Source organism: Cytophagaceae bacterium (genome assembly GCA_016722655.1).
Classification (GTDB): Bacteria; Bacteroidota; Bacteroidia; order Cytophagales; family Spirosomataceae; genus Leadbetterella.
Genome location: JADKIR010000005.1, coordinates 879,016 through 902,584 on the forward strand (window position 1 = coordinate 879,016; position 23,569 = coordinate 902,584).

20 protein-coding genes are annotated in these 23,569 nt (G+C 35.0%); 15 read left to right on the plus strand and 5 right to left on the minus strand.

Annotation, left to right across the window (positions count from 1 at the left end; genetic code table 11):
- The first annotated feature begins 17 nt into the window (after positions 1 to 17).
- Positions 18 to 737, plus strand: coding sequence for a bacillithiol biosynthesis deacetylase BshB1 (bshB1, locus tag IPP61_19665; GenBank protein MBL0327345.1), 720 nt, complete (start codon positions 18 to 20; stop codon positions 735 to 737).
- On the opposite strand, the gene IPP61_19670 is transcribed toward bshB1, so the two are convergent.
- On the minus strand, positions 717 to 1,475 hold the full coding sequence (locus IPP61_19670; GenBank protein ID MBL0327346.1) for a glycosyltransferase: 759 nt from the start codon (positions 1,473 to 1,475) through the stop codon (positions 717 to 719). The two genes, bshB1 and IPP61_19670, sit on opposite strands and share 21 nt — an antisense overlap.
- A gap of 147 nt (positions 1,476 to 1,622) precedes the next feature.
- On the opposite strand from IPP61_19670, the gene IPP61_19675 reads away from it, so the two are divergent.
- The gene (locus IPP61_19675; GenBank protein ID MBL0327347.1) at positions 1,623 to 4,076 is read left to right on the plus strand and encodes a hypothetical protein; all 2,454 of its coding nucleotides are present in this window, start codon (positions 1,623 to 1,625) and stop codon (positions 4,074 to 4,076) included.
- On the opposite strand, the gene IPP61_19680 is transcribed toward IPP61_19675, so the two are convergent.
- Genes IPP61_19680 through IPP61_19690 form a run of 3 tightly spaced genes read right to left on the minus strand, consistent with a single transcriptional unit; the run spans position 4,073 to position 7,039 of the window.
- Positions 4,073 to 5,335 (minus strand): glycosyltransferase family 4 protein, encoded by a 1,263-nt coding sequence (locus IPP61_19680; GenBank protein ID MBL0327348.1) that lies wholly within the window; start codon positions 5,333 to 5,335, stop codon positions 4,073 to 4,075. The genes IPP61_19675 and IPP61_19680 overlap by 4 nt on opposite strands.
- On the minus strand, positions 5,332 to 6,387 hold the full coding sequence (locus tag IPP61_19685) for a glycosyltransferase family 2 protein (protein ID MBL0327349.1): 1,056 nt from the start codon (positions 6,385 to 6,387) through the stop codon (positions 5,332 to 5,334). The genes IPP61_19680 and IPP61_19685 overlap by 4 nt, the downstream gene beginning before the upstream one ends.
- Complete coding sequence (locus IPP61_19690; protein ID MBL0327350.1) at positions 6,335 to 7,039, minus strand: methyltransferase domain-containing protein; 705 nt, start codon at positions 7,037 to 7,039, stop codon at positions 6,335 to 6,337. Before IPP61_19690 ends, IPP61_19685 begins: the two co-directional genes overlap by 53 nt.
- Positions 7,040 to 7,431: 392 nt before the next feature.
- Here IPP61_19690 and IPP61_19695 point away from each other — a divergent pair, with 392 nt between their 5' ends.
- From IPP61_19695 to IPP61_19740, 10 genes are read left to right on the plus strand one after another with little or no spacing between them, the layout of a single operon-like run.
- Positions 7,432 to 8,205, plus strand: a complete 774-nt coding sequence (locus IPP61_19695; GenBank protein ID MBL0327351.1) for a hypothetical protein — start codon at positions 7,432 to 7,434, stop codon at positions 8,203 to 8,205.
- A 2-nt stretch (positions 8,206 to 8,207) separates the two neighbouring features.
- On the plus strand, positions 8,208 to 9,206 hold the full coding sequence (locus IPP61_19700) for an SDR family NAD(P)-dependent oxidoreductase (GenBank protein MBL0327352.1): 999 nt from the start codon (positions 8,208 to 8,210) through the stop codon (positions 9,204 to 9,206).
- The gene (locus IPP61_19705; protein MBL0327353.1) at positions 9,203 to 10,342 is read left to right on the plus strand and encodes a LegC family aminotransferase; all 1,140 of its coding nucleotides are present in this window, start codon (positions 9,203 to 9,205) and stop codon (positions 10,340 to 10,342) included. Before IPP61_19700 ends, IPP61_19705 begins: the two co-directional genes overlap by 4 nt.
- Positions 10,329 to 11,261, plus strand: coding sequence for an ATP-grasp domain-containing protein (locus tag IPP61_19710; GenBank protein MBL0327354.1), 933 nt, complete (start codon positions 10,329 to 10,331; stop codon positions 11,259 to 11,261). The genes IPP61_19705 and IPP61_19710 overlap by 14 nt, the downstream gene beginning before the upstream one ends.
- 6 nt (positions 11,262 to 11,267) lie before the next feature.
- The gene (locus IPP61_19715; GenBank protein ID MBL0327355.1) at positions 11,268 to 11,588 is read left to right on the plus strand and encodes an HAD hydrolase family protein; all 321 of its coding nucleotides are present in this window, start codon (positions 11,268 to 11,270) and stop codon (positions 11,586 to 11,588) included.
- Positions 11,585 to 12,589, plus strand: coding sequence for an N-acetylneuraminate synthase (gene neuB / locus IPP61_19720; GenBank protein MBL0327356.1), 1,005 nt, complete (start codon positions 11,585 to 11,587; stop codon positions 12,587 to 12,589). Before IPP61_19715 ends, neuB begins: the two co-directional genes overlap by 4 nt.
- A complete protein-coding gene (gene neuC, locus IPP61_19725) occupies positions 12,523 to 13,740 on the plus strand; it encodes a UDP-N-acetylglucosamine 2-epimerase (hydrolyzing) (GenBank protein ID MBL0327357.1) in 1,218 nt (405 codons plus the stop codon). Before neuB ends, neuC begins: the two co-directional genes overlap by 67 nt.
- The gene (locus tag IPP61_19730) at positions 13,737 to 14,780 is read left to right on the plus strand and encodes a nucleotidyltransferase family protein (GenBank protein MBL0327358.1); all 1,044 of its coding nucleotides are present in this window, start codon (positions 13,737 to 13,739) and stop codon (positions 14,778 to 14,780) included. Before neuC ends, IPP61_19730 begins: the two co-directional genes overlap by 4 nt.
- Entirely contained in the window at positions 14,777 to 15,490 is a 714-nt protein-coding gene (locus IPP61_19735) for an acylneuraminate cytidylyltransferase family protein (protein ID MBL0327359.1), read from the plus strand. The genes IPP61_19730 and IPP61_19735 overlap by 4 nt, the downstream gene beginning before the upstream one ends.
- Positions 15,490 to 16,968, plus strand: a complete 1,479-nt coding sequence (locus IPP61_19740; GenBank protein MBL0327360.1) for a hypothetical protein — start codon at positions 15,490 to 15,492, stop codon at positions 16,966 to 16,968. Before IPP61_19735 ends, IPP61_19740 begins: the two co-directional genes overlap by 1 nt.
- A 66-nt stretch (positions 16,969 to 17,034) precedes the next feature.
- Here IPP61_19740 and IPP61_19745 read toward each other — a convergent pair whose 3' ends face one another.
- Positions 17,035 to 21,741 carry a S8 family serine peptidase gene (locus IPP61_19745; protein MBL0327361.1) on the minus strand — a complete coding sequence of 1,569 codons (4,707 nt, stop codon included), beginning with the start codon at positions 21,739 to 21,741 and terminating at the stop codon, positions 17,035 to 17,037.
- Positions 21,742 to 21,911: 170 nt separating this feature from the next.
- Between IPP61_19745 and IPP61_19750 the strand changes: the two genes are divergently transcribed.
- The 3 genes from IPP61_19750 to IPP61_19760 are packed head-to-tail and all read left to right on the plus strand — an operon-like array spanning position 21,912 to position 23,563.
- Positions 21,912 to 22,268: a DUF2116 family Zn-ribbon domain-containing protein gene (locus tag IPP61_19750; protein MBL0327362.1), complete on the plus strand. Its 357-nt coding sequence runs from the start codon at positions 21,912 to 21,914 to the stop codon at positions 22,266 to 22,268.
- Between the two features lie 33 nt (positions 22,269 to 22,301).
- On the plus strand, positions 22,302 to 22,847 hold the full coding sequence (locus IPP61_19755) for a hypothetical protein (protein MBL0327363.1): 546 nt from the start codon (positions 22,302 to 22,304) through the stop codon (positions 22,845 to 22,847).
- Complete coding sequence (locus tag IPP61_19760) at positions 22,844 to 23,563, plus strand: alpha/beta hydrolase (protein MBL0327364.1); 720 nt, start codon at positions 22,844 to 22,846, stop codon at positions 23,561 to 23,563. Before IPP61_19755 ends, IPP61_19760 begins: the two co-directional genes overlap by 4 nt.
- The last annotated feature ends 6 nt before the right edge of the window (positions 23,564 to 23,569 follow it).

The following is a 23,569-nucleotide window of genomic DNA, read 5'->3' on the forward strand; positions in this document are numbered from 1 at the left end:
AATCAATACCTTATAATATGAAACTAGACGTATTGGTAATGGCCGTACACCCTGACGATGCCGAATTGGCCTGCTCAGGAACAATCATAAAATTAATATCCGAGGGTAAAAAAGTCGGAATTTTAGATTTTACAGCCGGTGAATTGGGCACCAGAGGAACAGCCGAAATAAGGCTAAAAGAAAGTGAAGAATCAGCTAAAATTTTAGGACTAAATGTCAGAGAAAATCTTGGTATAAGGGATGGTTTCTTTATAAATGATGAAGAACATCAACTAAAAATTATAAGAGTTTTAAGGAAATATCAGCCTGAAATCGTTTTGGCCAATGCCATTGAGGACAGACATCCTGACCACGGAAGAGCAGCTCAACTAGCTTATGAAGCTTGTTTTTATAGTGGATTAAGAAGAATTGAGACCTTTGATGAGAATAATAACCTTCAAGCAGCGTGGAGACCCAAAAATGTTTTTCATTACATACAGGACAGATATATCGACCCGGATTTTGCAATAGATGTAACTGATTTTTGGGAGCAAAAACTAGAATCTATAAAAGCATTTAAAAGTCAGTTTTTCGACCCAAATAGTCCTGAACCTGCCAGCTATATCTCATCATCAGATTTTTTGGATTTTATCGAGTCACGATCAAGAGAAATGGGGCATAAAATTGGTGCAACCCATGGAGAAGGCTTTACCACTACAAGAAAAATTCAGGTAAAATCAGTTTTTGATATACTTTAACACTCTGAAAGTATTTTTCCAATCAGCCCTGAATATGATATGAAGATGGTTTATGATATTTTGGAAAAATCCAAAATGAGCGTTTAAGACCCAAAATCTATCTTTCCAAGACTTGAATATCTGTTTATGGGAAGTACCACCTTCCAGATATTTCGCCAAAATACCTGGATAGGCTTTGATTACTTTAGCATTTTTCAGACATTTCAATTCCCAGTCAATATCTGCACTCAGGTTTTTTTCGATGTATTGTGGGGCTATTTTTCTTTTCACTATAAAAGATTGATGACAAACCAACATGCCAGTTTTATATCCTTTCCAGGTTAAATTTTCGGGAATTTTATGGGGTGTTATTTCGGTTCTAAGTCCTAAAACCTTCCCTATTTCATCAACCATCAATGTATCTGAAAATATCACATCTGCATCGCCAATTTTCTGAATTTTTTCAATTGCCAGGTTTTCGGCAATTTCATCTCCTGCATTCATAAACCACACATATTCACCTTTGGCAAGTTTCAAACCCTTGTTCATGGCATCATAAAGGCCCTTATCTTTTTCAGAAACAATCAAATCAAAAACATCCTCATACTTTTTTGCAATTTCAATTGTGCCATCTTTAGATCCTCCATCAATCAAAAGATATTCATAGTCATCTGATGTTTGATTTTTAACACTTAAAACCGTCCTTTCCAGGAATTTTTCGGCGTTATAGGTGATTGTTATGATTGATACGAGTGCCATTTAATCCATTTATTTCAACAAAAATACCTCAAAAACAAACAAAAATTGACATGAATTTCAACAATCCGTCAATTTCAACGGCAATCTATCTTAGATTTCTTATCTTTGGCATATTTTTAGAATAATAAGAAGAAATAAAAATATTTAATGAAAAGCACTTTCCAATTTAAAAATCTTGTGCCTTACCTGATAGGCCTTTTGGTGTTCCTAATTGTAACCTTTATCTATTTCAGTCCTGTATTAAGTGGAAAAACTCTCTCCATGCATGATAATAATCAGGCTACCGGAATGGCACAGGAAATAGTTGACTATCATACCAAAACCGGCGAATGGGCCTGGTGGACCAACAGCACCTTTGGAGGTATGCCAGGCTTCCTCATTGCGGGGGGGTACCCATATAATGTAGCAGGACACATTGGTGCATTTTTAGGTCAACTACTTCCTACCCCTGTCAATGTCATTTTCTTGATGATGGCCGGATTTTTCATTTTAATGATTACGCTTAAAAAAAATATTTGGGTTGCAATTCTCGCCTCAATAGCTTATGCATTAGGCACTTACAACCTTTTATATACAGAGGCAGGCCATATTTCAAAAATCATTGCTCTGGCCTATGCTCCTGCACTTTTGGCGGGTTTTGTTTTATTATTTAGGGGAAAATATTTATTAGGTTCTTTTGTCACTTCTTTTTTTCTGGCACTGGAATTATATGGAAACCATTTACAAATCACCTACTATTTTTTCATTATCTTGTTGGTTTATAGCCTTTATGAAGGAATCAAACTCATATTGAATGGTGAAATAAAACATGCCCTTATTGTTATTTTATGTCTTCTTGGAAGTGCCGCAATCGGAGTTGGTACCAATGCTGAAAGACTTTGGAACAACCTGACCTATTCCAAAGAGTCAACCCGTGGATCATCAGATTTGTCTAAAACTACTGCCGGAAAATCCGGTTTGGACAAAGATTATGCATTTGGCTGGAGTTATGGCATTGATGAAACTTTAACCCTGGTGGTTCCCAACATGATGGGCGGAGGTTCAATGGGTGCATTGCCAAAAAGTAGCGAGACTTTCCAAACCTTAACAGCTGGAGGAGTAGATGCCAACATGGCTGAGCAATTTGTACAGCAATTACCTTTGTATTTTGGTGAACAGTCTGGCACCTCAGGCCCTGCCTATTCAGGTATTCTCATTGTTTTACTATTCATTTTAGGTTTATTTATTTCAAAAAACAACTTAAAATGGGTTTGGTTAGGTCTGGTTACATTTTTCATAATGCTTGCCTGGGGTTATCATTTTTCCGCTTTTAATGATTTCATATTTCAATATTTACCTGGTTACAACAAGTTTAGAGCAGTGACCCAAACCCTGGTAATTGTGCATTTTATTCTGGTTTTGGGAGCGGCAAGTACACTTAATCAGCTTATTAATGATAAGTTTGAATTTTCAACCTTAAAAAAGCCTCTCCTCTATTCGGCAGGAATTATACTGGGTTTGGTGCTGATTGGATATTTTTCTTTAAATTATTCAGGTGCAAATGATGACAATTTTAAACAATCCCTGAGTCAATCTCTCGGGCCTGATTTTGCAGGAAAAGTGATGGCTTCCATACAGTCTGATCGCTCAGGAATGGTATTTTCAGATATTATCAGAGGAATTGTACTGATGGCATTACTTGCCGGACTGATATATTTTTATACCAAAAACAAAATCAAAGCTCAGGTTTTTGGACTTGTAGCGACTATTTTGATAGTTTTTGATCTCTTTAGTGTAGGAAAAAGATACTTTAACAATCAGGATTTTGTTTCCAAATCACAAGCCGCGGCGGTAGTCATTGAACCCACAGCAGCAGATCTGGAAATCCTGAAAGATACCGACCCCAATTTCAGGATGATAAACCTCACCACTTCTTTTTGGTCTGATGCCCGCGATTCATATTTTCATAAATCTATCGGTGGGTATCATGGAGCCAAATTGAAAAAAATACAGGAATTGTACGAATACCAAATGGTGAAAGATGGCAAATTGAATTTCAAAGTATTGAATATGCTCAATACAAGGTATTTTGTGGCTCCCGGTCAAAATAATGCACCTATGGTTCAGCGTAACCCTGATGCACTGGGCAACGTATGGTTTGTTGATACCCTTCAGGTAGTAAATAATGCCGATGAAGTGATGGCTGCCTTGGGAACCTTCCAGCCGAAAACCAGAGCTGTAGTAGATAAAAATCAAAGTCTAAGTGGGAAGACATATACCACCTCAGCTACCAATAGTATAGTTTTGAAATCTTATGCACCCAATAAATTGGTTTATGAGGCAAATGCAGCAGCACCCCAATTTGCAGTTTTCTCCGAAATATTCTACCGTGGAAACATAGATTGGATTTCAAGTATTGATGGAAAACCTGCCAATCACCAAAATGTAAACTATGTTTTGCGTGGAATGGAAATCCCCGCCGGAAAACATGAAATAGTGTTTGAATTTAAACCGGAAAGTGTGGAAAAAGGAAAATATATTGATCTCGGGTCTTCAATAGCATTGATATTACTATTTGTTGCAGCAATATTTAAGAGTCTTCGGAAAACCGAAGACTCTTAAATCAAACTTTGATATACCTCACTATAGCATTGGGCTACTACTTTTTCGCTATAGGTATTCATTACTTTATTTATGGCCTTTTCAGAAATTTCTTTTTGATTGGCTTCATATAATACCCAATACATACCTTTGGCAAGGTCTTCTGTTGATTTGTACTTAGCCAAATAGCCATTCGACATATGGTCAATCATTTCGGGTATCCCTCCTACTTCAAAACCAACAGCAGGGGTGCCACAGGCTAAAGATTCCATTATGGTATTGGGTAAATTTTCCTCCAATGAAGGAATCACAAAAACAGAAGCCGAATTATAAGCTTTTACGATAGTCTCCTGATTTGAGATTCTTCCAAGATTGTGCACTTTAAAAGGAAGCAAATCAAAATCTGAGGTATTTGCCTGGCCAAAAAGTAATACTTCGATTTCTTCATGCTCTTTAACCATTGACTTTAAAAGGTTTAAAGCCTCCAAAAAATAACTAAACCCTTTGCCTGTGGCCTGAATTCGCATGGCTGCAAAAAGAATATATTTTTTGTTATGCTCAAGTCCAAATTCCTGGAGTGCCTCCGCATGGTCAATTGGTCTATAGATATTGGTATCTATTGGATTGGGGATGGCATGGACTCTTTTATTTTTAAAAAGTGAACTTTTAGCTGCTCTACTCCCCAGCCATTTACTGCAAGTAACTATAGTGATGTTGGCTTCAGAAAAAACTTTAGCCTTTTTCTCCCAAATCATGTTTGAAAGGTCACCAATTCCGGGATTTTTTAAAAATTGAATGCAATTACCGCAGCTTTGCTGATAATTTTCACATAGTCCGGAGTGGTGACAACCACCGGTAAAAGCCCACATATCATGCAATGTCCACACGATGGGTTTTCCTGTATCTACCAATTTCTGAATGGAGTCAATGGACAAAAAACCAAAATTTGTCCAATGAAGGTGTATAATATCAGCTCCAGAAATATGTTTATTTTTTGAAATATCTATACCAAATTTTGCAGGATTAAAAGCAAATCTCACCGCTTTATTTTTTTCAAAATACAAAAAATACAACCTTTCTAAAACAAAATTTAAAAATGCTATTTTCTTTGAGAACCATGAATTATTAAGCTGAATTATACCTTCCTGGCCTGATTTACTTTGCTGAACCAACATAAAGGCTTCAGTATCTTGCCTTAGATTTAAAGCCTTCAATAACCTGCGACAAGCAATTGCAGCTCCTCCGGTAAAGTCGTCTGTATTTAGTAATAATATTTTCAAAGCTTTATCAATTTTTTCAATATTAAAAACAAAGTATGAGCATTAAATTTGAATATATCCGAAGTAACACATTTTAAAATATCTGAAAAATGATCATTTTGTTCAAAAACTTTTACCCATCGGTGCGATAAAATAAATTCAAGAGATTGCTGATTGTATTCCTTATAGTCCTTATTAGCAATTTTAATTTCATTTAACCATTCCTCCGCTACTTTCAAAGAGATTCGGCTATTAAATGAAATATCATAATGCAATTTTGCTTGTTCATGGGTAATATTTAAGCCTAGTCTTTCCAATTGATATTTTTGTATTCCAAGAACCGCATTTTGCATTTTATCTGACTGAGTAGCTGTAAGATTATTGCTATGCACACGGTAATCTATCAGAACTTCATGAAGTATTCCCAATTTGTTTTTTTGCATTATCCTGACAAACATGTCATAGTCCTCTGCAGGGGAAAAAACAGGATTGAAACCAGGTTCAGGAATTACGGTTTTGTACATAGTCATCCCAGAAACCACAAAGTAGTTTACAAAAAGAGAAACGGCCTTTAAATGTTCATTATTTATGTAATTTTTAAAAAACTGACCAGAAGGGCTATTTTCTCTATCAATCACACGAGCCCAGCAACTCACTCCGGCAAATTCGGGATAGTTTTTTAAAAATAAAATTTGTTTTTCAATCCTATTGGGGTAAGCAATATCATCAGAATCTAGCCACACGATAAGATTATTTTTTGCAGCATTGTATAAGATATTTCTTCCGGCAGTTAATCCCTGATTGATTTTTGAATCGATTATCCTTATCCTGGAATCTGATTTGGCATAATTCTCTAGAATTGAAAGGGTTGCATCGCTTGAACCATCATTATAAACCAACAACTCGAAGTTTTGAAATGTTTGATTTAAAACACTGTCAATCGAATACGAAATATATTTTGCTGCATTGAAAGCAGGCATCAAAACCGAAACCTCATTCATTTCATTCATATAAATGATCTTAAGGCTCTTTTCTGTAGGCTTTTTTGATTTTCTCCCAAATAGAGTAGCCACTGATTTTTGCCAGCCAGTTTCTTTGTTTCAAAACCTGATTATAAAGCACCGGATGCACATACATGGGTGCATTGCTGGTTGGGGTGAATGGTAAGACTCCTTTCTTTGCGTATAAAAGAATATTTTGACTATACCAATGGTCGATTAAAGGATTGTCCCAGATTTTTTCTCTCAAAATATCGAAACAATCATAACCATGTTGTTCAAACTTCTTTCTCCAATAATTAGGCTCTTGTTCATTGATATGATTTTGACCTCCCTGACCAACAATAGCAGCAGAAAACAGCACGATATCGCTTAAATCAACCAATGATTTAACGAAAATATCAGCCGAATCAATGCTAAGATGTTCTGCAACTTCCAACGAAATAGCCAGATCAAATTTTTCATTGGGGTGTATAGGTTTTTCAAGATCCTGAATAACAACTACATCTTCAGGTATTGCAAGTAAATTTCGGTTAAGGTGGTTGCCCTCATAACCACATATTTTTTCAACGCCAAGCTCATTAAATACTTTCAACCATGTTCCTAACCCACAACCCACATCCACTACTGACCTGGGTTTTTTATCCAGGATTGAAAACAACATTGGAATAAGATTTTCTGCAGCCCGGGTATTATGGGTTTTGGTATTATGCTTATATTTAACCATTTATATAAATATGATATTTTAGATTCTTATTAGTTATTTTTTCATTTTAAAAGTAACCAACATAACTTTGCAAAAATATATAAAATAGTTTGGAGAAATTATGACTATCGAAAAAAGCTTAAAAGATATAACGCTTAATTTTTATTATCATCGAAAGAATTTGAAAAGCTTTGGAATTTATTCTTATTTTCAAAGTAATATTTTTAAGTATAATCCGGATTTTGAATTTATTTCTAAAAAAATCATAAAACTTCCGAAATTGAGTATTTATGGGTAATTTTAAGCCCTAATTCATTTAAGACATTTCAGAATTGAAAGATAAAAAAATCAAAATATCTTTATTCCTATCAAATTTTTTCGAAAGTATTAGCTCAGTCTTCAAGCTAATTTTATTGACAAAAATTAGGACCGTAAATGCCGAAAAAAAGTATTCTGATGCGGTTATTCTTGGAAATGGCCCCTCTTTAAATTATTCTTTGGAACACCATAAGGATTTCCTTACCAACAAAGATATTTTTTGTGTAAATCTTTTTTCATCAACCTCTTATTATCAGGAAATTAAACCAAATAATTATATTTTATTGGATGACGCATTTACCAATAAAAATCACGAAAGAGCCAATACTGCACTGATGCATATTGTAAATGATACCAATTGGCCGGTAAATCTTCATGTACCATTCCGGTTTAAAAATTCAGAGCATTTTATAAAAAACATTGAGAAAAACGAAAATATAAAACCCGTATATTTTAATTACGTTATTTTTTCAGGATTTGATTTTCTGAGATTTTGGATTTACAAAAATGATTGGGGTATGCCTCAAAGTCAAAATGTTTTGGTTGCCTCAATTTTCAGATGTGTAAATATGACTTATAATAGCGTATTTTTGCTGGGAGCAGACCATACCTGGCATGAAAATATAAAATTGAATATTGACAATGAGATTATTGCCGATGATGCCCATTTTTATGGAAATAAATCCTACGAAATTAGTAAGATTGTCAACAAAAATGAATCTTATCTGGCAAAGCAATTTTTATCCCTGCATAAAGCTTTTAAAGGTTATGAGGTTTTGGGACGATATGCTGATTTCAGAGGTGTAAAAATAATTAACGCCAGTAAAAGGAGTTTTATAGATGTGTTTGATAAAATTAAATTGTCCTGAAAATGATTTGGAAGAATAAAAAAGTTTTAGTCACAGGTGCTGACGGTTTTATTGGTAGCCATCTGGTGGAACATCTGATTGAGCAAGGTGCCCAGGTAAAAGCTTTTGTATATTATAATTCGTTCAATTCGTGGGGCTGGATTGATAGTTTTCCAAAAGAATTAAAAGATAAAATCGAAATATTTGCAGGTGATATCAGGGATCCGTTTGGTGTAAAAAAAGCTGTTGAGGGTGTTGATGTGGTTTTTCATCTTGCAGCTTTGATTGCGATTCCTTACAGTTACTATTCGCCGGAAAGTTATGTTTCAACTAATGTAACGGGCACACTAAATGTTCTTATGGCCTGTCGGGAGTTAAATATTGAAAGACTTTTGGTGACCTCCACTTCAGAGGTTTACGGAACGGCCATCACTGTGCCAATAGATGAAAAACACCCCAGACAAGGACAATCGCCCTATTCTGCCACGAAAATTGGAGCCGATGCCATAGCTGATTCGTTTTATAGAAGTTTCAATCTTCCCGTAACCATAGTAAGACCATTCAATACTTACGGCCCAAGACAATCGGCAAGGGCCGTCATTCCAACCATTATTACCCAGTTGCTTCATGGAAGTAAAGAAATAAAGTTAGGGGCTTTACATCCAACTCGTGATTTGGTTTTTGTGAAAGATACCGTTCGCGGTTTTACTGAAATCGCGGCCACAGAACAAACTATAGGTCAGGAAGTTAACATTGCTACTCAAAACGAAATCTCTGTCTTGGAACTGGCAGAAATGCTGATAAGTCTGATTAATCCTGACGCAAAAATTGTGAGTGATGACAACCGGCATCGTCCTAAAAATAGTGAAGTAGAAAGATTGCTCGGAAGCAACGCCAAGCTACAGGACCTCACCGGTTGGAAACCGGGAATAAGTCTCAAAGAAGGTCTTTGTCAAACCATTGAATGGTTTTCAAAAGAAGAGAATCTTAGAAACTACAAATCAGACATTTACAACCTATGATTCCATTATCAGTTCCCAATATTTCAGGCAATGAATGGCAATATGTAAAAGAGTGCCTTGACACTGGTTGGGTATCATCAGTTGGAAGCTATGTCAACAAATTTGAAGATATAATTAAAAACTATACTGGTGCCAAATACGCAATCGCAACCTCAAATGGTACTTCGGCACTTCATATCGCACTTCAGTTGTCAGGAGTACAAGCCGGTGACTGGGTAATTTGCCCAAACATCACTTTTGTGGCGTCGGCAAATTCGATCAGCTATTGCGGGGCTAAGCCTTTACTGATTGATATAGAAGAAGATACGTGGCAAATGGATTTGAAACTTCTTAAAAAATACCTTCAGAAAAACACAGAAATTATTAATAATGAATGTGTTATTATTGAAACCGGTGAAGTAATTAGAGCCATAATGCCGGTTCATATACTGGGTCATTTAGTTGATATTAAGGAGGTTTTAAAAATAGCAAAAGAATTTCATCTGAAAGTTGTTGAAGATTCTACCGAAGCTCTGGGTTCATTTTTCGATGATAAACACGCCGGGACATTCGGGCAATTTGGCACTTTGAGTTTCAACGGAAACAAAATTTTGACCACCGGAGGCGGAGGAATCATATTAACCAACGATGAGAACCTGGCTAAAAAAGCAAAACATCTTACTACTCAGGCCAAGGCTTCTGCCACTGAATATTATCATGATGAGACTGCTTACAACTATAGACTCGTAAACATACTGGCTGCTATTGGGGTGGCCCAAATGGAGCAACTTCCGGAATTTTTGAAAGTTAAAAAAAGAATCTCAGAAAGATATCTGGAGGCTTTCAAGGATGATAATAATATTATTTTCCAAAAACAACTATCTGATAGTAAACCCAATAACTGGCTTTTCACTGTAAGAGTAAACGATAAAAATGGTTTGATAGCATTTTTAAAAGAAAACCAAATTGAGGCACGACCTTTTTGGGTTCCGATGAATTCATTGCCTATGTTTAAAGAGAATATTTATGTTACTGAAAAAGATTTTAGCCACTTAATATACGACTCTTGCGTTAGTATCCCTTGTTCTACCAGCCTTTCGCCGGAAGATCAGGAACAGGTTATCTCAAAAATCCATGAATTTTATGGCAAAAATTAATATACTTTTTCTTGGAGGTGCCAAAAGGGTTTCATTGGCTGAAAGGTTTATTGATGCCGGGAACATACTTGGGCATGAGGTCTCTGTTTTGGGTTACGAACTTGATTCTTATGTTCCTTTGGCAGCAATTGGGAAAATTATTATTGGCAAAAAGTGGAATGACCCGGAACTGTTTTCTCATATAAATAGCACCATTGCTGATTTCCAGATTGACATTATTTTACCATTTGTGGATCCGGCAACTACAATACTTTCAAAATTCAGACCTGAAAACCCTAAAACCTTTATTCCCGTTTCATCAGGAGAAACCTGTAATATTTTTTTTGATAAAATACTGGCCAACAATTGGTTTATCGAAAATCACTTTCCGGTTCCGGGGTTTCAGCATGAGCAATTCCCTTTAATTGCGAAACCGGCAAAAGGTTCAGCTTCGCAGGGACTGATTTTCATTGATTCAGAATCAGATTTCATTGATTTTCAAAAATATTATGATTCCAACTCTTATTTAATTCAGAAAAAAATTATTGGAAAAGAATACACTGTAGATTGCTATGTGGGAAAAGACGGAGAAATTAAAAGTGTAATTCCACGAATCAGACTTGAGACCAACGGAGGCGAAGTCACCAAAAGCAAAACGATTTATCATGCTGATATTATTAGGATTTCAAATGAAATTTTGAAGAAAGCAGGTTTTTCCGGACCAATTACGATTCAATTCCTGGAAGATGAAAAAGGGATTTATGTGATGGAAATTAATCCCCGATTTGGAGGCGGAGTTATTGCCTCCATAGAAGCAGGAGCAAATATTCCTTTATTTGTGTTGAAAGATTTCTTAAATTTAGACATTGAAGCGGTAAAAGACTTTAAAGTGAATAAGTTGATGGTTAGAGCTAACCGTGAATTTTTCTTTGATATTTAAATAAATATGCAGTTAATCATAGATATGGATGGTACTATTTGTACCGAAGAAAAAACTTACAGCAGGTCTATGGCAAGTCCTTTGCCAAGAGCAGTCGAAAAGATAAATAAGCTATTTGAGGAGGGTCATACCATCATAATTTACACGGCCCGAACCTGGATGGAGTTTGAGATGACCACGCATTGGCTACAAACCCATGGTGTTAAGTATCACCAATTGATGATGGGCAAACCTATCGGTGATATGTGGATTGATGACCGTGCCAATAAATTTACTGATTGGGAAACCACCTACCAACAAGTACAGGAAAAAGCAAAAAAGAAATGAGTAAAGTTTTAATAATAGCTGAAGCAGGAGTAAACCATAATGGTGATTTTAGCCTCGCCATTAAGTTGATTGATGAAGCCAAAAAAGCCGGAGCTGATATTGTAAAATTCCAGACTGCCGTGCCGGAGTTGGTAATGTCAAAATTTGCCGAAATGGCTGACTATCAAATAGAAAACACCGGAAAGAAAGAATCACAATTGGAAATGGCAAGAAAAATACACTTGCCGCTCGATGCCTACAAAAAGCTTCAGGATTATTGCGAAAAAGTGGGAATTGAGTTTTTGTCAACCCCATTCGATATGAAATCGATTGATGTTTTGATAGATTTAAACCAGAGGATTTTCAAAATACCATCTGGTGAGATCACCAATTTGCCTTATCTTGAGAAAATCGGAAAGCTGGGAAAAGAGGTGATTTTGTCCACAGGAATGTCAGTAATTGAAGAAATCGCCGATGCGATTAGGGTTTTAGTAAGTGCAGGCACTCCTGAAAATAAAATTACTGTTCTACACTGTAATACTGAGTACCCTACTCCAATGAAAGATGTTAATCTTCTGGCGATGAATGACCTAAGAGACAAACTTGGTGTAAAAATCGGTTACTCAGATCATACCAAAGGAATTGAAGTACCAATTGCGGCAGTAGCTTTGGGGGCCACCGTCATAGAAAAGCATTTTACATTAGACAATACAATGGAAGGCCCTGACCATAAGGCTTCTTTGGAACCTGTAGAATTGAAACTGATGGTCGATTTAATCCGGAATATTGAACTTGCAATGGGCGATGGCTTAAAAAAAGTAAGTGATTCGGAAAGAAAAAATATGGTAATCGCCAGAAAAAGCATTCTTGCTGCCAAAGATATCAAAAAAGGGGAAGTTTTCTCGGAAGAAAATCTAATTGTAAAAAGACCCGGAAATGGCATTTCTCCTATGAAATGGCACGATATTATAGGCAAAGTAGCTATAAGAGATTTTATAGAAGACGAACTGATAGAAATTTGAAAAAAATTTGTTTCGTAACCGGCACCCGGGCAGAATTTGGTCTGTTGAGCCCACTAATGCGTCTGTTTCAAAAAGATGATACTTTTGAGCTGCAGATTGTGGCCACCGGCATGCACCTTTCGCCTGAATTTGGGCTCACCTACAAAGAAATTGAAAAAGAAGGCTTTTTCATCAACGAAAAAGTAGAAATACTGTTATCAAGTGATACAAAGGCAGGAATGGTGAAATCTACAGGTCTAGCTTTGTTGAGTTTTCCTGATGTTTTTACAAGATTATCTCCGGAAATCGTGATAGTATTGGGCGACCGATATGAAACCTTTGCTGCCACCACCGCCGCATTTATGATGCAGATTCCGATTGTACACATTTCTGGTGGTGACGTGACCGAAGGTGCAATTGATGATGCGTTACGGCATTCTATTTCAAAAATGTCAGCATTGCATTTTACTGCTTTGGAGGCTTACAGAAAAAGGGTTTTACAGCTGGGTGAACAACCTTCCACGGTTTTCAATGTTGGGGCTTTAGGGATTGACAATATCAAAAACCTAAATCTTTTGGACATCCATGATCTGAGAAAATCAATTGATTGGAACGAGCTGGAAAATTATTTTCTTGTCACATTTCATCCTGTTACTCTGGAATCAGAATCTATCGAAAACCAGATGAATCAGCTTTTTGACGCTTTAAATGCATTTCCAGAAATAAAAGTATTATTCACCTTACCAAATTCAGATTCTGATGGCAGAAAAATCATTGAACTTATCAAAAATTATTCGGCATTAGAACCTACCAGAATAAAATACTTTACCAGTTTAGGTCAATTAAGATATTTATCAGCGGCCAAAAATGCACTTGCTGTGGTTGGGAATTCTTCAAGTGGAATAGTAGAAATTCCTAGTCTGGGTGTACCTACGGTGAATATCGGAAAAAGACAATCTGGCAGAGAGGCGGCCGAAAGTGTGATTAATTGTGATGCTCAAAAAGACGCTATCATAGATGCACTTAAATTAGCAATATCTACTTCTTTTCAGGATAAAATAAAAAGTATTAAGAATATTTATGGCGAAGGAAATACCGCTTCAAAAATATTTGAAATCATAAAAAACCATAAATTTGAGGAAATCTCTAAAAAGTTTTACGATATAAAATGAACCGCTTGGTAACCGACAATCACAAAACAGGCAGAGATGCTCTTAAATTGCTCAACGAGAGCCATGGAATAGTGGCACCGGTGCTTTTTGTACTGGAAAACAACAGAATAATCGGCTCCCTTACCGATGGTGATATCAGAAGAGGGCTTTTGGCTGGCCTTCAAATTGACGATTCAATTGAAAAATTTCTAAATAAAAACTTTAGGTATTTTATTGAAAACAATTGGGGTAAATCTGAAATTATTCAGCTTAAAAAACTTAATATCAGGTTTGTTCCTGAAATAAATTCTGAAGGCAATTTTGTAAGAATACTTGACCTTGAACACCAGAATGCCAGCCTTCCATTAAGTGCGGTTATAATGGCCGGGGGAAAAGGTGAGCGGCTTTTGCCTTTGACACAGAATACGCCAAAACCTTTATTAAAAGTTGGTGAAAAGCCTATTATTGAGCACAATATTGACCGGCTAATCAAATTTGGAATTACAGATATTTACCTCTCTGTAAGATATTTGGCTGAACAACTGGTAGAATATTTTGGTGATGGAAGTGCCAAAGGTTGTAATATACACTATATATTTGAAGATGAACCATTAGGAACAATTGGGGCATTAAGCAAAATTGAGAATCTCCAAAATGAAAATATAATTCTTCTGAATTCTGACTTATTGACCAACATCGATTATGAGGAATTTTACAGGATATTCAAGGAAGAAGAGGCCGATATGGCCATTGCTTCAACCCCATTTGATGTAAACGTTCCGTATGCCGTGCTCGAGTTTTCGGAAGGAAAAAACATACGCACTTTCAAGGAAAAGCCAAAATACACTTACTACTCCAATGCTGGTATCTATTTGATTAAAGCAGATTTACTTAATAGAATTCCAAAAAATGAAAAACACGACGCCACTGATTTTCTAAACGGTCTGCTTTCTGATGGATTCAAGGTTATTTCGGAACCAATACATGGCTATTGGTTGGATATAGGCCGCATTGAAGATTATTTTAAAGCTCAGGAAGATATTAGATATATAAATTTATGAGCAAATATTCCGACTGTCTGTTTGTAATCCCGGCCAGGTGGGGCTCCAAGGGAATTCCCGGAAAGAATATAAAACTACTGAATGGTAAGCCTCTGATTCAGTACTCTATTGATTATGCCAGAAATTTTGTTTCTGACGAGCAAATCTGCTTAAGTACAGACTCGCAGGAAATAATTGATATTGCCAGTCAATCAGGCCTTAAAGTGCCTTTCTTACGACCACAGCATCTGGCAGGCGACCAAAGTTCCACATTTGATGTTTTGAATCATGCCATTGCATTTTTTGAACATCAAAACAAATATTTCGAAAACCTGGTGCTTCTCCAACCCACTTCTCCTTTTAGAGTCAAAAAACATTTTGAAGAGGCTTATCTGGAAGCATCAGAAGAGGCAAATGTTGTAGTTAGCGTGACTGAAGAATCCCAGAATCCTTATTACAATGTATATGAAGAGAATGAATCAGGATTCTTGAAAATTTCGAAAGGCGAAGGAAATTATACCCGTCGTCAGGACTGCCCTCCAGTCTATGCCTTTAATGGCTCTATTTATATTTTCAAAATAGAAGCCTTAAAAAAAGCTGCTTCTTTCAGAGATTTTAAAACTATAAAAAAATATGTAATGGAAGAGGTCTATAAAGTGGATCTCGACACACCTGCCCAATGGCAATATTGCGAATACCTTATTTCCAATAATATCTTAAAACCAGAATAATGAGTGTTATAAGGAAACAGACTATTCTGAATACTTTATTTTCCTATTTAGGAGTACTCATCGGCACAGTAACTCAGGCTTATTTTGTTCCAAATTACCTCAGTACAGAGCAAAACGGGGTACTGCAATTATTAATGAGCTACATGTTTATCGTTGCTCAAATCGCAAGTTTAGGTTTTAACAATGCCGGAAACCGTTTTTTTACTTTCTTTCGTGACCCTGAAAAATCTCATAAAGGCTATTTAAATCTTGGCTTGAAATTTACAGCATTTGGGCTGGTTATTAGCTATTTAGCATTATTTTTACTTAAAAGCACACTTGTAAAAAACGCAGGAGAAAAATCTGATCTTTTCGAAAATTACTATTGGCTTATTTACCCAATTTCCCTGGCTACAGTTCTTTTTAATCTATTCGATAATTTTCTGAAATCTAACTATCAGACTGTTTGGGGCACATTTCTAAGCCAGTTTTTACAAAGATTTTTGATATTTCTATGTCTATTTCTGATAATTTTCAAAATTACAGATTTTAATAATTTTACAATATATTGGGCAATTGGCTTGTCAATTCCCACCTTACTCATCGTTTTTCAGGTATTCAGTACACCAGGAGGGAATTTCCAGAGTGATTCATTTTTCAAAAATTGGAACAAAAAACGAGAATTCTATATCTTTTCAATGATAAGCACACTTACGGGAATCTCTACCTTAATCATAGCTCACCTTGATAAAATACTGATTTACAGATACCTTGGACTTTCGATGACAGGAATATACGGAACAGTATCTTTGTTTGGAAGCGTAATGGGCATGTCGTATATGGCTGTTGTTAAGGCCTCGGCAGCGATTGTAATAGATTCAATCAACACAAATGATATTCCAAAACTGGAAAGTATTTACAAAAAGTCAGCCCTGACACAATTTGCATTCGGTTGTCTCGTAATTACTGGTGTTTATTTAAGTATCGACCATTTATTTCATTTTATCAAACCCCAGTATGAAGTTGGAAAAAATGCCTTACTATTAATCGGATTTGCCAAATTGATTGACCTGAGTAATGGCATAAATGGCTTGATTTTATCTAATTCAAAATACTACAAAATTGATACAATTTTGGTAATAACCTTTGTAGGATTATTGCTGATTCTCAACAATTTACTTATCCCAAACTATGGTTTAAATGGAGCTGGATTGGCTGTTTTGGTTTCCATGCTTTATTATAATTTCACAAGAACGCTGGTAGTTTATCTAAAGTTTGGTATTCATCCGTTTAGTTACAAGCAGTTTTTAGTTGGAGTTTTTGCTTTCTCTCTTTTGTTAATTGGCTGGTTTTGGGGAAGAGAAATTGTATTTTTTCAAAACCATTTTATTTCAATGATTTTGAAGTCAGGTTTGATACTAATTTTATTTATTACATTCGTTTTAAGTTTGAAAATTGTACCTGAATTAAACAAAATGATTAATAAACTTTTAATGTAATTTCTTCCCACAAAAAAATTATTACTATTTAAATCACATTATACAAATTGAATTCAATTAAAAAAACTAATTCAGACTTCGATAGTAGATTACTAATTTGGGCCGAATATTTTGATTTGGATTATCGCTTGAAGCCAAAACAATAGACCGGTAGGGACTTTCTGTCCAGAATTTCAACATTATCCCATAATTTTCAGGTAAACTGTTATATATATCTCTATATAAATTAGTAACATTAATATTTTCATAATTACTTGATTTATTGGATGGTACAATTACTGAAACCTTGTTATCTTCTGAGAAAGAAGGTCGCGTATTCCAAGTAACAGCCATCTCATCCCAATTAGATGTTACCCGATGAATAAAATATCCTTCCGCAACATTATTTGAAGCATCTCTGGGACCAGAATACGCTGATGTTGGATTGTTATACAACGAAAGAAATACGCTATCTATAACAATATTTGGAGGTAGTATTGACAAATCAAACTTAATTACTGATCTACTAACATTTTCTAAGCCACTTTGAGTCCATGAATAAATAAGTAAATCCTCAAGTGAGCCATAATTATTGTTTGGGGCTAAAAAACTAAAAACTGCATCAATCCCATTTTGACCGTTTGGCTGAAGGGTGATTGTATGATTTGGTGGTTCAGGAGTAATACAACTTCCAATATTAGCTTTGAAAACTGATTGTGTTTCCGAACTTATGAAAAATCCCGGTTCTAAACTAATACTTTTCTCACCTACAAATTCTATTTTTGATGTATTCAATATATGATTTCTACCTGTTAGTGTTTTTCCATGTATAATTTGATTAGAATTTCCAGGGATAGGGCAAGTAATAACTAAAGGAGAATTCCCTAATGAAACAGTAATTGAATTTGATTGTTCGGAAGAACTACAATTTTCAGAATTTAGCAAACAATAAGAGGAATACTGTGTAGGCAATTCAGGCCTTACAGTCAAGGAATTACCTGCTTCGCCATTAGACCAAAATATATTTCCAGATAAACAGGTACCATTCAAAGTAGCGGATTCATTATCACACAAAGTTATTGGAGAAACTTTTGAAATTTCTCCTATTTTACCTGTAACAATAGGAGCTTGCCCTGGAACAATTATTTTTGGCTTTATCGTAAATGTAACTGGAATTCTTGAACTTGGGCAAAGAGTTTGACACTGAGCTTGGGCATAATAAGTATATGTGCCAGGTTCATTAATTGAAGGTAAATAACTTACTCCGGTACCAAGTCTTCCAATCTTTTCAGCAGAGGTTGACCACCATGTAATATTGGGTGAATTATTAGTGGAAGCGGTTGAAGCTTTAACAGAAAAAGCTGAAATACACAAAGGGTCTGCCCCCTCGGAATCATATCCCATCAATTCCCAAACACCATTTGGATTTGAGCCATAGAGGCTTACAAATGAATCACTTGGCTCAAAAACACCAGATACAGGAATAGTACTTAAAGATGTACCACCCACTTTAAATTTTTGATTTATGACGCCTGCGTAATTTCCTCCATAATAATTAAGTGGAATAAGTGTTAAAATACTTCCATTTGGTGCTTTAAGATTGATTCTCATTTCTCCTAAATATGGGCTTCCACCTTGATGTATTGTACCACAAGAATTATAACTGGAGGCATCTTTCTTCTCCCAGGTAACATCTATTTCTAAATTTGACAATCCTCCAGAAAGACCATTAATAATTACTGTAGGATTAGGACCACTTTGTTGACCTGCATCATAACCAATTGTTCCACCATTATAATTTGCGACTACAGTTCCTCCTTGTGAACACATTTCAAACCCAACTGATAGTGGAAGATTCGTTTCACCATCACAAATTGAAATATTAACAGGATTATTTGGAGGCATAGATTGAATAGAACTGACGTTTAAAGTATCACTATTGGAATAAAAAGTACATCCTAAAAGAGTTCCTTTCAACCTGTAAATACCAGACGTTTTTGCAAAATAATTTAAGCTAGTTGCCCCATTAATATCTATTGTATTTTTTTGCCACTTATAAATTGCACCTGGAATAGCAGTGCTGGAAATTAACAAACTATCACCTGAGCAAATTGTACCAATTTGATTATTTACAATATTTAATGTATTTCTTATTTCATTGATATTTAAGGTGTCTGAAGTGATCGAACAGTTTCTATTTGGGTGGCTTAAGGTTACAACATATTTTCCTGGACTATTAACAGAAATAATACTATTATTGGAATTTGGTATTTCTATATTGTTTTTCTTCCAATTGTAATTCATTCCTTGAAAAGATGTCGTTTGGAGTGAAATATAATTTCCTTGACAAAGAAATGTAGAACCAGAGGAAATTAAAGGTAAAATGTCGGGAATAATACTAACAGTTACAATTGGAGATTCAATATGACACTCAAATCTTGAAACAATTACCTTATAAGAGCCGCTTTCATTAACTGATATAGAATCACTTCCAGCACCAATAATTACATCGTTTTTTTTCCAAGAATATGTGACTCCATTTAAAACATTAGTTTTTAACGTTACGCTTTCACCGTTACAAATTGTAACTGGATTCAATGGAGTTATATTAACATTCGTATTCATATGTTCAATAACAATTGTCTGAGAAGTAACTAAACAATTTCCATCAGCTTTTGAAACAAAAAGTTGATAAACTCCTCCGGTAGTAGCCAGCAATGTGTTTTGATTGAGACCGATGTTGATACCATCTTTTTTCCATTGATATTTAGCTCCAACTATTAATGGTGCATTAATATTTACCCCTGAGTTTACACAAATTATTGGAGACCCTGAGGTAGAAATATTAATTGTATTTGGTATAACACCAACATTTACAACTTGCGAAGTCGTACTGCCGCATTCTGATGTAGTAACCACACAAGAATATACACCAGGTTGATTAACAATTAATGTATTAGTATTATTACCAATGTATAAAGAGCCATTTTTCCATTGAAAAATTGCATTTGGATTACTTGGTAAAGATAATAATTGACTTTCGCCAGAACATAAAGTAACACTCCCTGAAGGAGAAAGTGATAAATTCAACCCTGTTACGCTTATGGAAGTAGAAGTTACTGAGCTACAGCCTTGTTTGCTAATTTCAACTTCATAAGATCCAGTTTGGTCAACAGTTAGAATGTTTGTTGAAGACCCTTCTATAATTGTTCCGTTTTTTTTCCATGTATATGACGCTCCAGAAATCAATGGTGCGGTAAGTGTAAAACTATCATTGCACAATGTGGCAGGAGTCCTTGAACTTGTTAAATTGAAGCTATTCTCAGGCATTACCTGAACTTCAACAACATTGGAATTTAGACCGCAGGTACTTTTATTTATTTGCACAAAATAATTACCAGAGGTGTTCACATCTAATGTCATCCCAGTGGCACCCGAAATAGCTATTGTGTTTTTATACCATTGATAAGTTGCATCTGGAACAGAATTAGCAGTAAGTAGGACCGAAGAACCTGAACTGCAAATAATTTGGTTTTCAAAAGGTGAAACGACAGCCGAAAAATCAGAACAAGAAATTGCTTTTAATAAATTTATTCTTCCAGCTCCTAATTGACCAATCATTGTAGGATTTTGAACATCTATATTGTCTGCAGTATTTTTCATAATTTCAATAATCTGACTTGCATTTAAATTTGATTTAACTGACCAAATAAATGCCAAAGCACCTGCAGTAAGTGGAGAAGCCATTGATGTTCCACTATAAGTATCATATGCATCGAAAGGCACAGTGCTATAAATACCACTTCCGGGTGCTGAAATATCAATCCAAGTACCGAAATTCGAAAAATAACTCAATTGATCGGTATTAGTGGTACTTGCTACTGCAAGAACATTATCATAAGCAGAAGGATAGTGTAAACTATTAGTTGAAGAGTTACCAGCTGCGGCAACTAAAATAACGCCCTGATTAAATGCATCATTCATAACTTGCTGACCTGTTATTGAATACGCCCCACCTCCCCAAGACATATTAATAATTTTAGCACCATTATTTGCCGCCCAAGACACCCCTTCAAAACCATGGGTGATATATCCCGGGGAATTTGAAGCACGTACTCCCATTATTTTCCCTTTATTCATCGAAATTGAGGCAACACCAATATTATTGTCAGAAACTGCACCAGCAATACCAGCAACATGTGTACCATGATCATAAGATAGTGAAGGAGGACTTGGGTCATTATCATTATCTACAATATCCCAGCCCGGAACAATATTATTAGCTAAGTCAGGATGGTTAATTTGTACCGCATCATCTACAATCCCTATTGTAATATTTGTAGCTCCTTTGGTGATATCCCACGCCTGATATGCTTTTAGTTTATCCAAATGGTAAAGAGATGAAATTCCCGGATCATTTGGTGTATAAATTGTTTTAAAAATTGGAACCGGTTCAATATATTCAACATCTTTGCTGTTTTTAATATCATTTATAAATTTATTTTGGTTGGATTTATCTGTTAGAGTAATTCTGTAAATGCTTTGCAATATTTCACTTGAAGATGTATAAAATGGGCGAACAACGCTTTTTATTTCTGCAGAATTACTTAGTAAAAAAGGCAATTCTTCGGAAATATTAACTTGCAAAGGCAAGCTGTAGGATTTATCTGATTTCTTACTAATTTGCTTTATTTTAATATAATATTCTTGAGTTGAATATTGAACAAATTGGTTCTGAGAAAATAAATTTGTAAGTACTAATTGTAAAATAATTAAAGTATAGATTTTTTTCATTTAATAAATAATTCAGTCCTGATTTATGAAAAAATTATAAAACTATTTTTAAACTACAAAACATGAAGAAATTTTCATTTTTTGCTTTCTGTGTAATTTTCTTATAAAATTAATTAATTTTGAATTATTACCATAATGTTTAACAATTTACTAATCCAATTCTCAAAATCATGAAACACTGCCCCGAATGCGGTAATCCTATTTTGGGTAGAATTGATAAAAAATTCTGCTCTGATATGTGTCGCAACACCTACAACAATAAGCTGAAAGCCGATGACACCAATTATATAAGGAATATCAATAATACGCTCAAAAAAAATCGTCGGATATTAGAATTACTTTGCCCAGAAGAAAAAAGCAAAACAACGCGTAAAACATTGAATGACAAAGGTTTTGACTTTAACCATATAACCCACATCAGGAAAACACAAAAAGGGTCAGTTTATATGTTTGTATATGATTTTGGCTATCTTGAACTCGAAAATGATTTTTTCCTTATAGTAAAAGACAATAGATCGAAAGATTGACCGTATTAGTGTTTTGAATACCAAAAAATTTATATGTTAAGAAATATTTTGCTTGCATTAATTGCAGTGGTTTTTGTTTCATGTCACAAAAAATTAGCATTTTTCCAGCCTGGAAAATCCGTAAATTATCACTCAGAAAAAATACCTTCGGTTGGGCAATCTTTTCCGGAAACAAATACCAACATTTCTCCAAATCAACCTGAAATTACCGCAAGTATTGAGGGAAATCTTGAATTTGAGTCCACCAATCCAATCGAAATAGTGAATATTGAAAAGGAAATAATTCAACAGGAAACTTCAGATTTTGAAAGGACAAAAAACACCGAATTTAATATTTCTGAAAAAAATATTACAGAAAAAACAGTTGAGAAAAACACTTTAAAACGCAAAAAATTATATCCACTTTTTAATGATAACCTAAAAATAGGTTTGGTATTTTTGGTAATTGCCGCAATACTTGCTATATTTTCACTAAACCAACTTGTCCTGATTTTTGGTTTGGCATCATTGGTTTTTCTATATTTGGGTTTAAAAAAATATTACCGGCGAAAACGCATTAAAAGCATCTTTAAAAAATGAACGTAATATTGTTACATGGTTTTGGTGAAAATGCCAGTATTTGGGATAATTTCATTCCTTTACTAGACAAAAATCATAAATATTTCACCCCTGATTTTTCTAAGAAGAAAGACTGCTTTTCGATACCGGAATATGCTGAATGGCTTCATAAAGAATTTGAAAAAAACGGCATAAAAGAGGCAGTTATAATTGGGCATTCTATGGGAGGCTATATCGCAATCGAAGCGTGTCACCAGTTTCCTGATAAAATAATTGGTTTGGGTATGTTTCACTCTACAGCTGCTGCCGATTCTGAAGAAAAGAAAGACGCCCGCGATAAAACAATTCAATTTCTGATTAAACATGATACCGAAATGTTTATAAGGCATTTTTATCCAAATATGTTTAGTGAGGCATTCAAATCAGCCAATAAAGACTTCATTAACAACAACATACAGCTTTTTAGCAAGATCCCCAATGAGGCACTTTTGGCCGCTACTATTGCTATGAAAGGCCGGAGAAGTCATTTTGAGACTTTGAAAGAATTAACATTCCCTGTATTTCAGATTATCGGGGTTTACGATACTTTCGTTACTTTTCAGGATGCACTTTCACAATCAGTTTTGCCTAAAAAACCAAATGTTTTATTGCTTGATGATGTTGCACATGCAGGTATGCTTGAAAGCCCCCAAATGTGTGCCGATTTCATCAATAATTTCCTAAGTAAAATTGCTTAAACTTTA

Bases quoted from the DNA above. Each gene is read 5' to 3' on its own strand.
- bshB1 (MBL0327345.1), top strand. From the start codon at position 18: ATGAAACTAGACGTATTGGTAATGGCCGTACACCCTGACGATGCCGAA.
- IPP61_19670 (MBL0327346.1), bottom strand. From the start codon at position 1,475: ATGGCACTCGTATCAATCATAACAATCACCTATAACGCCGAAAAATTC.
- IPP61_19675 (MBL0327347.1), top strand. From the start codon at position 1,623: ATGAAAAGCACTTTCCAATTTAAAAATCTTGTGCCTTACCTGATAGGC.
- IPP61_19690 (MBL0327350.1), bottom strand. From the start codon at position 7,039: ATGGTTAAATATAAGCATAATACCAAAACCCATAATACCCGGGCTGCA.
- IPP61_19700 (MBL0327352.1), top strand. From the start codon at position 8,208: ATGATTTGGAAGAATAAAAAAGTTTTAGTCACAGGTGCTGACGGTTTT.
- IPP61_19705 (MBL0327353.1), top strand. From the start codon at position 9,203: ATGATTCCATTATCAGTTCCCAATATTTCAGGCAATGAATGGCAATAT.
- IPP61_19710 (MBL0327354.1), top strand. From the start codon at position 10,329: ATGGCAAAAATTAATATACTTTTTCTTGGAGGTGCCAAAAGGGTTTCA.
- IPP61_19715 (MBL0327355.1), top strand. From the start codon at position 11,268: ATGCAGTTAATCATAGATATGGATGGTACTATTTGTACCGAAGAAAAA.
- neuB (MBL0327356.1), top strand. From the start codon at position 11,585: ATGAGTAAAGTTTTAATAATAGCTGAAGCAGGAGTAAACCATAATGGT.
- neuC (MBL0327357.1), top strand. From the start codon at position 12,523: ATGGCACGATATTATAGGCAAAGTAGCTATAAGAGATTTTATAGAAGA.
- IPP61_19730 (MBL0327358.1), top strand. From the start codon at position 13,737: ATGAACCGCTTGGTAACCGACAATCACAAAACAGGCAGAGATGCTCTT.
- IPP61_19735 (MBL0327359.1), top strand. From the start codon at position 14,777: ATGAGCAAATATTCCGACTGTCTGTTTGTAATCCCGGCCAGGTGGGGC.
- IPP61_19740 (MBL0327360.1), top strand. From the start codon at position 15,490: ATGAGTGTTATAAGGAAACAGACTATTCTGAATACTTTATTTTCCTAT.
- IPP61_19745 (MBL0327361.1), bottom strand. From the start codon at position 21,741: ATGAAAAAAATCTATACTTTAATTATTTTACAATTAGTACTTACAAAT.
- IPP61_19750 (MBL0327362.1), top strand. From the start codon at position 21,912: ATGAAACACTGCCCCGAATGCGGTAATCCTATTTTGGGTAGAATTGAT.
- IPP61_19755 (MBL0327363.1), top strand. From the start codon at position 22,302: ATGTTAAGAAATATTTTGCTTGCATTAATTGCAGTGGTTTTTGTTTCA.
- IPP61_19760 (MBL0327364.1), top strand. From the start codon at position 22,844: ATGAACGTAATATTGTTACATGGTTTTGGTGAAAATGCCAGTATTTGG.